Origin of the sequence: Salinibacterium sp. SWN139 (genome assembly GCF_015864625.1) — a bacterium.
In the GTDB taxonomy this organism is placed as follows: domain Bacteria; phylum Actinomycetota; class Actinomycetes; order Actinomycetales; family Microbacteriaceae; genus Rhodoglobus.
In genome coordinates, this window is sequence record NZ_JADYWV010000001.1 from 574,378 (window position 1) to 587,250 (window position 12,873).

Sequence of the window (12,873 nt, forward strand, 5' to 3'; positions counted from 1 at the left end):
CGGTTTGCCAGTCCATCCAACTGGTGACAATCACACGAATGTATGTGACGGCCTCGGTCAAAGACTGCCCGGGTTCAGTAGTGCAGCGTACGAATGCTCAAGCTAATTAGAAGACAGCCAATCGGTTTCTAACCAATCGGTGTCTCGCTAACTAAATGGTGAGTGTTGGCGTGCGCGCGTGCTCCACGCACTAGATGTGTTCCATCTAAGAACAACCCGGAAAGAACTATGCCTAATTTCAATAAGCCTGCCACTGGTCGTGGCAACAAAAACTTCAACTCTGGAGCGCCCAAACGTGGCGGTTCACGCAGCGAAGGTCACCGCGGATTCCGTGCCGATGAGGGCGATGCCCCCAAGCGTCGCTGGAGCGCGGATGACCGTGCCGCTCGCACCGGAGACCGCAAGCCAGGCGGAGCCCGTGGCGGACGCGACGAGCGTCGCCCCGACTGGACTCCTCGCGAAAAGCCTGCCCGTGGTGGACGCCCCGAGGCCGGCGGCCGCGGAGATCGCCCCTCCTACGGTGACCGCCCGCAGCGCAACGAACGTGGCGCCTATGGTGACCGTCCCCAGCGCAGCAATGACCGTCCTTCCTATGGTGACCGCCCCGAGCGCGGCGGACGCCCCTCGTATGGCGACCGCAACGAGCGCCCGCAGCGCAGCAACGATCGCCCGTCGTACGGCGACCGTCCTGACCGCGGCTCGCGCCCGTCGTACAACGACCGCAATGACCGCAACGAGCGCCCGCAGCGCAGCAATGACCGTCCTTCGTATGGTGACCGCCCCGACCGTGGCGGCAACGCCGGTCGCAGTGAGCGTCCGTCGTACAACGATCGCAACTCGAGCGGCCGCAGTGAGCGTCCGTCGTACAACGATCGCAACTCGAGCGGCCGTAACGAGCGCCCCTCGTACAATGACCGCAATGCTGGAGGCCGTTCAGAGCGTCCCTCCTACGGTGACCGCCCCGACCGCGGTGGCCGTCCCTCCTACAACGATCGCACCGAGCGTCCGTCCTATAACGATCGCAACGCTGGCCGCACTGAGCGTCCCTCGTATGGTGACCGTGGCGCATCCGCTGGTCGCACCGAGCGCCCGTCGTACAACGACCGTGCTCAGCGCACCGAGCGCCCCGCGTACGGTGACCGTCCCGACCGCGGTTCACGCCCCGAGCGTTCCGAGCGTCCCGCCTACAACGAGCGCCCGCAGCGTTCAGAGCGTCCCTCGTATGGCGACCGCCCTGACCGTGGCTCGCGCCCGTCGTACAGCGACCGCAACGATCGCAATGACCGCCCGCAGCGTTCCGAGCCGCGCGAAAGCGCCTACTACCCGGCCCGCGATGGCAAGTCGTCGCACTCGCAGCAGGAAGACGTTGTACTTGAGCGTCTCGTAGCCAAGACCGTTACCGCCAGTGATGTTGAAGGCAAGTCCTTCATCGACCTCGGTATTGGATCGAACATTTCGCGTCAGCTCGCCTCCATGGGTGCAGAGTCGCCGTTCCCCATCCAGGCAGCAACCATCCCCGACGTTCTCGCCGGCAAGGATGTTCTCGGCCGCGGCAAGACTGGATCGGGCAAGACCATCGCTTTCGGTGCGCCTCTCGTTGAGCGCCTCATGGAAAACAATGGTGGCAAGGATCGTCAGATGGGCCGCAAGCCGCGCGCCCTCATCCTCGCTCCGACCCGTGAGCTTGCTCAGCAGATCGACCGCACCATTCAGCCCATCGCTCGCAGCGTTGGCCTGTTCACCACGACCATCGTGGGTGGCGTTCCTCAGTACAAGCAGGTTGCAGCCCTCACCCGTGGTGTCGATGTCATCATCGCGACCCCCGGCCGTGTTGAAGACCTCATCGAGCAGGGTCGTCTCGACCTTAGCCAGGTGAAGGTCACTGTTCTCGACGAAGCAGACCACATGTGCGACCTCGGGTTCCTTGAGCCCGTTCAGCGCATCCTGCGTGAAACCAGCGAGGGCGGCCAGAAGTTGCTGTTCTCGGCAACCCTCGACAAGGGTGTTGCCACGCTCGTCAACGAGTTCTTGGTTGACCCGGCCGTGCACGAGGTTGCTGGTGAAGACCAAGCCTCATCCACGATCGACCACAAGGTTCTCCTCATCGAACAGCGTGACAAGCGCGCCATCATCAAGCAGCTCTCTGCAGGCACGGGCAAGACTCTCGTCTTCACCCGCACGCGTGCATTCGCTGAAGAGATGGCTGAGTTCTTGAGCATGGGCGGAACCCCCGCCACGAGCCTTCACGGTGACCTTAACCAGTCGCGTCGTACCCGCAACCTGCAGATGCTCACGAGCGGCAAGGTTAACGTGCTCGTCGCGACCGACGTTGCAGCCCGCGGCATCCACGTGGATGACATCAGCCTCGTCATTCAGGCCGATGCTCCCGAGGAATACAAGACGTACCTGCACCGCGCTGGCCGTACCGGTCGCGCAGGCAAGGCCGGAACCGTTGTCACGCTCATCCCGCGCAACCGTCGTCGCAAGATGGACGAACTCCTCGGCCGCGCCGAGATCGATGCAGAGTCGGTCGACGTAGCCCCTGGCGATTCGTTCGTCGACAAGCTGGCTGCGCTCTAACAAGCACCCCGCTCACTCGAGCATAAGAAAGCCCCGGATGCCCCACTCGCGTGGTCGGCATCCGGGGCTTTCTGCATGCGCCCGCTGTGGTTGACGGGCGTGGCATCCCGTGGTTCTATGGAGCGCACGCGCTGTTGCGATTAAATCTCAAATAACAAGATTGTTGGGTAACCACAGATGTTTATTCGATCGCAACACACTCCTCGGATCGCGACCCCGGCGGGCGTTCTGCTCATCGCTGCCAGTTTTCTACTGTCGTCATGCTCGACCGGCCCAGTCGGGTTGGCGTCTTCAAGCATCGACATCGAGCCCTATGCACACGTGACCGCCACGCTCGACTTCGAGGCGGGCACCGTTGTTCTGCCGGTGGATGCCATTGACCGGGATGCGCCGCAGGTCGATGAACTCCGGCGTGAAGCGTCGCAGGTATTGACTGACGCGTGCCTCGCCGAGAGTGGGCTGCCTGGCTACAGCCGGTCAGAGACGGTGTCGATCGAAGAGGATCGGCTCTTTGGGCTGTGGAGCGTCCCGCTCGCTCAGGAGTACGGTTTCGAGATTGCGGCCCTCATCGACCAAGTGCCCCCGACTCCGACCGATGACGAGTTACGCTGCCTCGATGAATCCAAAGAAGAAATGAAAACACGCTTCAATCTGGATGACGGCTACTCGTTCGATGCGCAGGTCGCGGACGCTGCCTACGATGCCGCCTTCGCTTCGGAGCCAGGCCAAGCAGCGCTCGCTGTGGCCAAGGAGTGCATGGTTGGGCAGGGGCTAGAGTTCAGTGCCGACTCACCGATGCCTCAGTTCGACTACGAGTCGGATGGCGACAGCGCCGAGAACCGACGAATCGCCGTGATTCAGGCCACCTGCAATGTTGAGACCGGCGCGATCCAGACGCTGTACGACCTCACTGCTCGCTACCAGTCGGCACTCATGGATGCCAGCGAAGCCGAGGCCAAGGAAGCTGCTGAGGTTGTCGCGACGCGCATCGCTGGTTTTGAGGGTGTGATCGCAGCTCGCGAGTAGGCAACCTGTCGCCAGATCGGCGGCTTTAAGGTCGCTGAAGCTGGTCAACAATTGACCTTCCCACTGCGGAGTAATGTAGCGACTGAAACGGGCCACGCCGTTTCTCGCTACCAGAAGAGGTCTTCTGTGAATCCGCAGTCTGAGGGGGAAATCACTCCGGGGGCGATTTCTTCGCATCGTCGCGGGCTTCCCCCTCAGCGGGTGCCGCTGTGGTTGCGAATTGTTCTGACGGTGGCCGTTCTGGTTCCGGTGCTCTGGTTCTTTGTGATCCCGCAGTTCTCTGATGCCGAAGAATCATTTGAGGCGGTGAAGGATGTGTCACCGTGGCTGATCGCCGGTGCTCTGCTTCTGCAAATCCTTTCGCTGGTGTCGTATAGCTCGTTGAGCGGCACTGTGCTCGGATGGGGAAAACTGCGGTTTCGCACCCTGCTCCGCATCGACCTATCGGACCTCGCCCTCAACCACACTCTGCCCGGGGGAGGCGCTACAGCGGCCGTCGCTAGGTTCCGTTTTCTGACGGCGGAGGGCATCCCGGCCAAACGCGCGCTCAGTGTTGCTGCAGTGCAGGTCGCGATCTCTAACGTGGCGCTCACGATGGTCTTCGGTGCGGGCATCGTTCTTGCTCTCGCGCAAATTCAGGGCGATACGAGCAACTATGTGCTCGCCGGTGTCGTCGTCGTAGTTCTGGTGGGTTCGCTGGTGGGCGGAGCGTGGCTCCTGATGGCCCGCACCGAGGGCGTGGCGCGGTTCGCCACGGTGCTCGAACACCGCTTCCCGTTCGTGGGCAATCGCCTCTCGGGGCTCGTGAGGTCCATCGCTGGCGATCTCCGCACCCTCGGCCATGACCGGCGCAGGCTCGTGTTGGCGGTGCTTTTTGCGCTCGGCAATTGGCTCTTTGACGCCGCTTCGCTGTGGGTGATGCTTGCTGCGTTCGGGCATCAGCTAGCTCTCGGCCCACTCCTGACCGTGTACGGAGTGGCGAGCATCATTGCGCTGCTGCCGCTGACTCCGGGCGGGATTGGTTTGGTCGAGGGAATCACGGTGCCCGCGCTGGTCGGGTTCGGGGTGCCACAGGCTGCCGCCCTGCTCGGAGTAATTGGATGGCGCGTGTTCGAGTACTGGCTACCCATCCCGGTGGGAGCTGGCGCCTACCTCTCGTTGCGCTTGAGCCGCCACCGTCGGGCCGCCCTCAAACACCACGCTGCCAACAGCGCGCCGCCCCGCACCGAGCACGACCGTAGCCTCAGGAACCCTTCATGACTGCAGCGTCAAACCAGAGCGTTTCCGATGGCAACGCGAGTGCCGCTGAGCCTGAGTCGGCATCCCCGTTTTGGGCTTCTGATGCGGAGAGCCTGCAAGCCAGTCTCGGCAGCAGTCCGGTTGGCTTGAGCTCAGAAGCAGCCGCCAGCATCCTCGAACGCGTAGGCCCCAACCGTCTCAACACTCGCGCCGAGGACTCAGTGTGGCGTCTGCTGGGCAGGCAATTCATTAGCCCCATCGAACTCATCCTGATTGCGGCGACCATCCTTTCTGGTGCTCTCGGCGACTGGACGGATGCGGCGATCATCTTGGTCATTCTGTTGTTGTCGGGCTTGCTCGGTTTCTCTCAGGAGCGCAACGCTGGTCGGGCAATGAATGTGCTGTTGGCCACCGTCGAGGTCTCCGCTGTGATCACACGAGATGGCACGAACGCGGATATCCCGGTCGGCGAGGTCGTGCCCGGAGACATTGCGATCGTCTCGGCTGGCGATCTCATCCCAGGCGATTGTCTTGTGCTGAGTTCGAATTCGTTGACCGTGGATGAATCCGCGTTGACGGGCGAAACGTTCCCATCCGAAAAAGTGCCGGGTATTGTTCCAGTCGGAACACCGCTGACGGGGCGCAGCAATGCGGCGTTCCTCGGCACCCACGTCTCCAGCGGCATGGGGACGCTGCTGGTGGTGCGCACGGGCGGCGCGACAGAGATCGCATCGATTTCCGACCGGCTCAATTCTCGGCCGCCGCAGAATGGGTTCGAACGTGGGATGACGTCGTTCGGCGTTCTGCTGACCAGACTGATGGTCGTTCTCGTCATCGTGATCTTCGCTATCAACCTCATCTTGCAGCGCCCGATCATTGACTCGGCGCTGTTCTCCCTCGCGCTCGCGGTCGGGCTGACGCCACAACTGTTGCCGGCGATTGTCAGCATCAGCCTTGCTCAGGGCGCAAAGATGATGGCGCGCACTCGAGTGATCGTGCGTCGTCTTGACGCTATTGAGGATTTCGGTTCGATGACGGTGTTGTGTTCAGACAAAACCGGAACGATGACCGCGGGCGAGATTGAGCTTGATAGCGCGATGGACCTCGAGGGTACGACCAGTGTCTCCGTGGCGGAGTTGGCCAGCCTCAACGCGGGACTGCAACTCGGGTGGAAGAACCCGATCGATGCTGCGATCGTCGCTGCGCATTCGGTTCCGGCGACGGCGATAGCGCTCGATGAGATTCCCTACGATTTTCTGCGCAAACGTCTCAGCGTGCTGGTGCGTCGCGGGCCAGCTGAGCAATCGATCCTGATTTCCAAGGGTGCACTCGATCCGATCCTCGGGGTTTGCACACACGCCGCAGTGGCGGCGGGCACGGTACCGATCGCAGAAGTGCTCGCGGGCATCCAGCAGCGCTTCGCCGAGTTAAGCGCCCAAGGCTTCCGGGTGTTGGGCATCGCGACTCGCCAATTCTCCGACCACGAAAAAGCCACGCCCGGCGATGAATCGGGGATGACCCTCGTTGGATTGCTAACGTTTGCGGATCCCGTGAAGCCGGATGCCGCAAGCACCTTGGCGGACTTGGGCGCCAGCGGGGTGTCGGTGCGGATGGTGACCGGAGACAACCGACTCGTGGCATCCCATGTTGCGCACCAGGTCGGGCTCGATGTCACGACCGTATTCACGGGGCACGATATCGATGCCCTTGATGATGCTGCGTTGGCCACCGCCGTTGTTCCGGTGAAGGTCTTTAGCGAGCTGAACCCGGTGCAGAAAGAGCGCATTGTGCGTGCGTTCCGGGCCGCGGGAGAGGTCGTCGGCTATCTCGGTGACGGCATCAATGATTCGCCGCCGCTGCACGCTGCCGATGTCGGCATCTCGGTGAACACTGCTGTTCCCGTTGCAAAACAGTCTGCGGCGATTGTGCTGCTCGACAAAGATCTGCGCGTGATTCTCGATGGGGTTCTTCAGGGGCGTCGCACGTTTGCGAACACCATGAAGTACATCTTCATGACCACGAGCGCCAATTTTGGCAACATGCTGAGCATGGCGATCGCGGCTCTCGTGTTGCCATTCCTGCCATTGCTGGCTGGCCAGATCTTGCTCATCAACTTGCTGACGGACTTACCGGCGACGTTCATCGCTACAGACTCTGTGGACAAGGCGCAATTGCGTCGACCGCAACGGTGGAACGTGAAGCTCATCCGCAACTACATGTTCGTCTTCGGAGCCCTCAGCTCGGTGTTCGATCTGGCAACGTTTGCGATTCTGCGGTGGGGCTTTGATGCTGAGGCGCCGGAGTTTCGCAGTGCCTGGTTCCTCGCTTCCATCCTCACCGAGGTTGGCGTGTTGTTTGTGCTCCGAACGCGCGGGCGGTTCTATCGCAGCAGGCCAAGTCGCTGGCTCGTGCTCTCCAGCATCGCTGTCGTGATCGTGGCAATCGCGATTCCTTACTCGCCAGTCGCGACGCTGCTGCAGCTGGTGCCCATCCCGTTTGAACTGCTGGTGTTGGTGATCCTCGTCGCTATCGCGTATGTCGTGACGACCGAATTAGTGAAGCGGATTTTCTGGCGTCGCTGAACGAATGACAGCAGCAGCCACTCGTAGAATCAACCTATGAGCCAGAAACGAACAGTCGCCGCGCGTGCAGGCGTGGCGGTAGGGCACGCGGCAAGTTCCGCTGCTCATGGAACGCGCGAGGCGATCCGCAAGAACCCCAAGGCAGACCGTGTCTATCGCACGACTGTCGGTGTCGTCGGCGGCACGACGGTCGCTCTTGGTGTGGTGTTGATCCCGTTGCCCGGGCCAGGTTCGCTCGTGGCCATTGGCGGGTTGGCTCTTCTCGGTACCGAATTTGAGATGGCAAAGAAAGCGAGCGGCAAAGCGAATGCCCTCGCCCGCAAGGCACTTGCCACGGCCAACGAGAAGCGTCAACGGCGGGCGGCTGTGCGGGCTGCCGCCGATTCCGATACCGATTCCGATTCCGCTGCTGCTGTTGTTGGCGTCGGCGACCACGAAGTTTCCGGAGACTGAGCGCTCTCGTTCAGTGACCGTGGTGGTGTGCTCGCAGCACCGCAGCACCGCAGTACCGCAGTACCGCAGTACCGAAGCACCAGCGCTAATCGGCGCTTGGCTCGTTGGAGGCTCTGCCAGCGATGCTGTTCACAACAGCGGCGATTCTCGCCGGGAAGCTGCTGGGAACATTCTCGGGGAGAGCGTTCGTGGTGAACCACCGCACGTCTTCGCTTTCGTCGCTGGCCGCGAAGTCGACATCCGCGGCGGCGATCGCGACGAATCCCACATCCCAGTGGGCAGCACACGCGAAGCCGCCGTGTAACTCATGACGGTCGAGGTCGACGATCGCCTCGGAGCGCAGAGCGAGCTCGGCGATTCCGGACTCCTCGCGCGCTTCGCGCAGTGCGGCATCCGCGATCGAGGCGTCCTGTGGTTCGATGTGGCCGCCGAATTGCACCCAAAACTGTCCCTTGCGGTGAAAGCACAGCAGCACGCGCTCAAAGTCGGGGGAAAACACGAAGCAGGATGCGGTCACATGTTCTGGCCCGCCATCACGCGCGAGCGCATCCGAGCCACCCGCCCTGACAAAGGAGAGGTAAGACTCGCGGGCGGGTGAAGCGGGGAGTGCTGCAAGGCTGGTCAGGAAGTCGTCGACTATCACTTGGTCATTATCCGATACGTAGGTCTCGGTCCCGGTTTCGACCTCGGGGCGGCAACCGTGGGAGACCTCATGTGCACTCCTGCAGGGCAGTTGTGCAGAAACACGCGAACATAAGTGTGGCGGCCGTCGTAAAAGTGCAATAGGGTGTCGGCATGTCTGATAACCACAGCGAGCGTGCCCTGGAAGACGAGATTGTCACCGACTTTAGTAAGCGGATGTCGTACGGCTCGTATCTGGAACTCGACACGCTGCTGAGCGCGCAGACTCCGCAAAGCACTCCTGAGCATCACGATGAGATGTTGTTCATCATCCAGCATCAGACCACCGAACTGTGGCTCAAGCTCGTGATCCACGAACTCACCTCGGCCCGCGATCTCATCGCGAGCGACAACCTCTCTATTGCGCTCAAGCGCATTGCACGCGTCAAGCACATCCAGCGAACCCTCACCGAGCAGTGGTCGGTGCTCGCGACTCTCACGCCGAGTGAGTATTCGCAGTTCCGCGACTACTTGGGCAGCTCATCCGGATTCCAGTCCTACCAGTACCGTGCTGTCGAGTTTTTGCTCGGCAACAAGAACGCCGGCATGCTCAAAGTGTTCGAATCGCAGCCTGAAGCCCACGCCCTGCTCAGCAAGCTGCTCGCCGAGCCCAGCGTCTACGACGAGTTCTTGCGCTACCTCTCCCGCCACGGCTACGACATTCCCGACGCCGTGCTGGGCCGTGACGTGACTCGCGGTTACGAGCAAAACGACGAGCTTATCGACACCTTCCGCCACATTTACGACAACGAAAGCGAACACTGGCTCGCCTATGAAGCCTGCGAAGAGTTCGTCGACCTCGAAGACAACTTCCAACTGTGGCGCTTCCGTCACATGAAAACCGTCATGCGCATCATCGGTACGAAACGCGGCACGGGCGGCTCGAGCGGCGTCGGCTTTCTCCAGAAAGCGCTCGATCTCACCTTCTTCCCCGAACTCTTTGCCGTGCGCACCGAGATTGGCCGCTCGTGAGCGAACAACCAACCCCGCACGAGACTCCGGAGTCGGCGCTCGCCGTGGATTACGCCGTCGACGGCTACTGGCTGCGGGAATGGCACGGCCCCGCCACCGTTCGAGTGAGCCCCCACGGCATCCGAGTGATTGCGGATACCGCAAGCCCGACCGCACACCGTCTTCCGGGAGTGCTTCTTCCGGGCTTTCGCGACGCGCACGTTCACCTCGGATTGACTGAGCCGCGCGCTCTCATCGCTGGCGGCCTCGCCGCCGTCGACGACTTGGGTGGGCACCCTGAGCGTCTTCAGGAGTGGGCCGCCGACGATACGGTTCCGGAGCTGCACCATGCGGGAGCTTTTATCACCGCGCCTCACACGTACCCGGCGAACCGGGCCTGGGCGGCGACCCTCGCTGTCGCTGAAGTGCAGACCGGTGAGGAGGCGATGGCGGCCGTCGCGCAACAGCTGGCCGCAGGGGCCACCTTCGTGAAAGTCGCGCTCAATGCTGAAGAGGGGCCCGTGATCGACGATGACACCTTGAGCGCCCTCGTCGAGTACGCCCACAGTCGGGGAACCGAAGTGGTCGTGCACGTGCAGGGAACTGGCCAAGCCCGGCGAGCATTCGCTGCCGGGGCCGACCGCCTGGCGCACACGCCGTGGACCGAGAAACTCAGCGATTCCCTGATCGAGGAGATGGCGCAGCCGAACTCCCGCTTTCTTGCTGGACGTCACTCGTGGATCAGCACCCTCGACATCCACGGTTATGGTCAGCGCGGCCGTGACTTCGCCACCGCCAGCGACAACCTGCAGCGCTTTCATGCCGCCGGCGGCATCATCCGCTATGGCACCGATCTGGGAAACGGCGACCTCCCGCCCGGCCTTAACCACCGCGAACTGACCGCACTGCAGGATGCCGGCGTGCGCTACGACGCCCTGCTGCGGGCGCTGTGCTTGCCCGGTTTCGGCAGCACCGTGAGCTACCTCCCCACCGTGCCGCGCGCGGATGCCGACCTCGCGTCGTGGCTCATGACCGCCACCGTGGTAACTGCGCGCGAGCTGCTTCACCCCAGTTTTGCGGAGGCCGCAGCCGCTGCGCACTCTGCTCGGAACAGCGACGATGTCGTCCCTGCCGCAACAACCCCCATCCCGACCACATGGAGGATCGACCTATGACCGAAATCACCGCATCAACCAGTGCGCACCCTGATGCTGGCGCACCCATCGACACGAGCGCCGCGGGTGCCGCGGCGCTCGATGCCGCTGACCCGCTGAAGCAGTACCCGGCCAAATTCGTGCGATCAGCCGAAGTGCGGGCCTACCTCGACGGAAACTCGCTCGGGCGACCCACCATCGCGAGCGCAGCGCGGCTCGCCGAGTTCGTCGACGAGCAATGGGGCGGCCGTCTCATCCGTGGTTGGGATGAAGCGTGGTACGAACTCCCGCTAACGCTCGGCGACCGTCTCGGCGCTGCCGCTCTCGGCGCTGCCCCCGGTCAAACTTTCATCGGCGACTCGACCACCGTCGTGCTCTACAAGCTGATTCGCGCGGGGCTGAGCGCGCGCCCCGAGCGCAGCGAGATCGTGATCGACACCGGCAACTTTCCGACCGATCGCTATCTGGTCGAGGGGATCGCCGCCGAGCTCGGCAAAACGCTGCGCTGGATCGATCCCGCGAGCGACGGGGGAGTCACCGCGGCCGAAGTAAAGGACGCGCTCAACGAGAACACGGCCCTTGTCGTGATCAGCCACGTCGCCTACCGCTCCGGCCACCTCGCCGATATGCCCGGCATCACCGCCCTCGCGCACGACGCAGGTGCGCTCGTGCTCTGGGATCTCTGTCACTCCGCCGGCGTCGTCGAAACCGAACTCGACGCGTGGGGTGTCGACCTTGCAGCCGGCTGCACGTATAAATACCTCAACGGAGGCCCGGGTTCCCCCGCCTTCGGCTACGTGCGCGCCGAGCACATCGAGGCCATGACCCAGCCGATCCAGGGGTGGATGGGCAGCAACAGCCCGTTCGAAATGGGCCCCGGCTACGCGCCGCACGACGGCATCCGTCGCTTCATCAGTGGCACGCCCTCGATCGTCGGCTCGCTCGCGATGCAAGACATGCTCGGGCTCATCGAAGAGGCCGGCATCCCCGCGATCCGTGCCAAGTCAATCGCCCTCACCGAGTACGCGCTCGCCCTCGTCGATGAACTGCTCGTGCCGCTCGGCGTCACCCTCAGCTCGCCCCGGGATGCCGCTGAACGAGGCAGCCACGTCACGATCGACCACGAGAGCTTCGCCGCTGTGAATGCCGAACTCTGGAAGCAGGGGATCATTCCTGACTTCCGTCGGCCCCACGGAATCCGTCTCGGGCTCTCGCCGCTCAGCACGACCTTCGCTGAAGTGCAGCTGGGCATCGAGGCCATTCACGAGCAGCTCACCAAGTAGCCGCCCATGATTCTGGATGACTTCGACTCCCGCCCCGGAAGTGCAACGGCCCTACTCCGAACCTTTGTGGGCTCGCAGTTGCGTCAGCTGGGTGGCTGGATCTCGTCGGCGCATCTCGTGCGCGTCATGGAGGCGCTGGGAGTATCGGCCAATGGCGCCCGCAGCGCCATCGCCCGCGTTAAATCAAAGGGCCTTCTTGTGCCCGAAATGGTCGACGGCCAGCAGGGCTACCGAGTGAACGCGGATGCCGTGCCGATGCTCGAGAGCGGCGATCGCCGCGTCTTTAGCTTTCGGCAGCAACGCGAAGATGATCCGTGGTGTCTGATCTCGTTCTCGATACCGGAGTCACGCCGCGACGAACGCCACCAGCTTCGTCGCAGACTCGGTTGGATCGGGTGTGGCACCGTCGCCACCGGCCTCTGGATTTGCCCGGCCCACCTTAAGCCAGAAGTGTTGCGCATTCTGGAAAACCTCGAACTGAGCGAGTGCGCGACGCTGTTTATTGCGGGCCGGCCCGAGACGACTCAGTCGTTTGCGGATGCCGTAGCCCAGTGGTGGGACCTCGATCGTTTGCGTGAATTGCACGACAGTTTTCTCGCCCAGCACTCGGCTCTGGTGGGTCCGGCGTCGACCGATGCCGAGGCGTTCGCGTGCTACATCCATGCTCTCGATCAGTGGCGTGTGATCCCGTACGTCGATCCGGGGTTGCCGGATTCGGCGCTGCCGGAGGATTGGCCGGGGCGAGCAAGCATCGATCTCTTCGGTCGCCTTTCGCGCACTTTGGCGGCGCGGGCGCACGCTTTTGCGCGTAATAGCGCTCACTGACGACGGCGTCGGCGTGTGCTCCGTGCGAGCAAACCCCCGAAGTGTTGGTGCGCGCATTTCGCACAAGAACAACGGGTTACGCGCACATGAGCATTTCGC

Annotated in this window: 10 protein-coding genes; 9 read left to right on the top strand and 1 reads right to left on the bottom strand. The window is 62.8% G+C overall.

The genetic code is table 11. From position 1 onward, the window contains the following. Nucleotides 1–228 precede the first annotated feature (228 nt). The 5 genes from I6E74_RS02710 to I6E74_RS02730 all read left to right on the top strand — a co-directional run bounded on the left by I6E74_RS02710 (nucleotide 229) and on the right by I6E74_RS02730 (nucleotide 7,880). Nucleotides 229–2,580, top strand: coding sequence for a DEAD/DEAH box helicase (locus tag I6E74_RS02710; RefSeq protein ID WP_197122777.1), 2,352 nt, complete (start codon nucleotides 229–231; stop codon nucleotides 2,578–2,580). A 177-nt stretch (nucleotides 2,581–2,757) separates the two neighbouring features. Further along, a complete protein-coding gene (locus I6E74_RS02715) occupies nucleotides 2,758–3,606 on the top strand; it encodes a hypothetical protein (protein WP_197122779.1) in 849 nt (282 codons plus the stop codon). Between the two features lie 126 nt (nucleotides 3,607–3,732). After that, a complete protein-coding gene (locus I6E74_RS02720; protein WP_197122781.1) occupies nucleotides 3,733–4,866 on the top strand; it encodes a YbhN family protein in 1,134 nt (377 codons plus the stop codon). Beyond that, on the top strand, nucleotides 4,863–7,427 hold the full coding sequence (gene mgtA, locus I6E74_RS02725; RefSeq protein WP_197122783.1) for a magnesium-translocating P-type ATPase: 2,565 nt from the start codon (nucleotides 4,863–4,865) through the stop codon (nucleotides 7,425–7,427). Before I6E74_RS02720 ends, mgtA begins: the two co-directional genes overlap by 4 nt. A gap of 36 nt (nucleotides 7,428–7,463) precedes the next feature. Further along, a complete protein-coding gene (locus I6E74_RS02730; RefSeq protein ID WP_197122784.1) occupies nucleotides 7,464–7,880 on the top strand; it encodes a PGPGW domain-containing protein in 417 nt (138 codons plus the stop codon). A gap of 85 nt (nucleotides 7,881–7,965) precedes the next feature. Here the strand turns inward: I6E74_RS02730 and I6E74_RS02735 are convergent, their stop codons facing one another. After that, complete coding sequence (locus tag I6E74_RS02735; RefSeq protein ID WP_197122786.1) at nucleotides 7,966–8,523, bottom strand: NUDIX hydrolase; 558 nt, start codon at nucleotides 8,521–8,523, stop codon at nucleotides 7,966–7,968. Nucleotides 8,524–8,675: 152 nt separating this feature from the next. Between I6E74_RS02735 and kynA the strand changes: the two genes are divergently transcribed. The 4 genes from kynA to I6E74_RS02755 are packed head-to-tail and all read left to right on the top strand — an operon-like array spanning nucleotide 8,676 to nucleotide 12,774. After that, the gene (gene kynA / locus I6E74_RS02740) at nucleotides 8,676–9,533 is read left to right on the top strand and encodes a tryptophan 2,3-dioxygenase (RefSeq protein WP_197122787.1); all 858 of its coding nucleotides are present in this window, start codon (nucleotides 8,676–8,678) and stop codon (nucleotides 9,531–9,533) included. After that, a complete protein-coding gene (locus tag I6E74_RS02745) occupies nucleotides 9,530–10,687 on the top strand; it encodes an amidohydrolase family protein (protein WP_197122788.1) in 1,158 nt (385 codons plus the stop codon). The genes kynA and I6E74_RS02745 overlap by 4 nt, the downstream gene beginning before the upstream one ends. Further along, a complete protein-coding gene (locus I6E74_RS02750) occupies nucleotides 10,684–11,949 on the top strand; it encodes a kynureninase (protein ID WP_197122789.1) in 1,266 nt (421 codons plus the stop codon). Before I6E74_RS02745 ends, I6E74_RS02750 begins: the two co-directional genes overlap by 4 nt. Nucleotides 11,950–11,955: 6 nt before the next feature. Next, a complete protein-coding gene (locus I6E74_RS02755; protein WP_197122790.1) occupies nucleotides 11,956–12,774 on the top strand; it encodes a PaaX family transcriptional regulator C-terminal domain-containing protein in 819 nt (272 codons plus the stop codon). Nucleotides 12,775–12,873 lie beyond the last annotated feature (99 nt).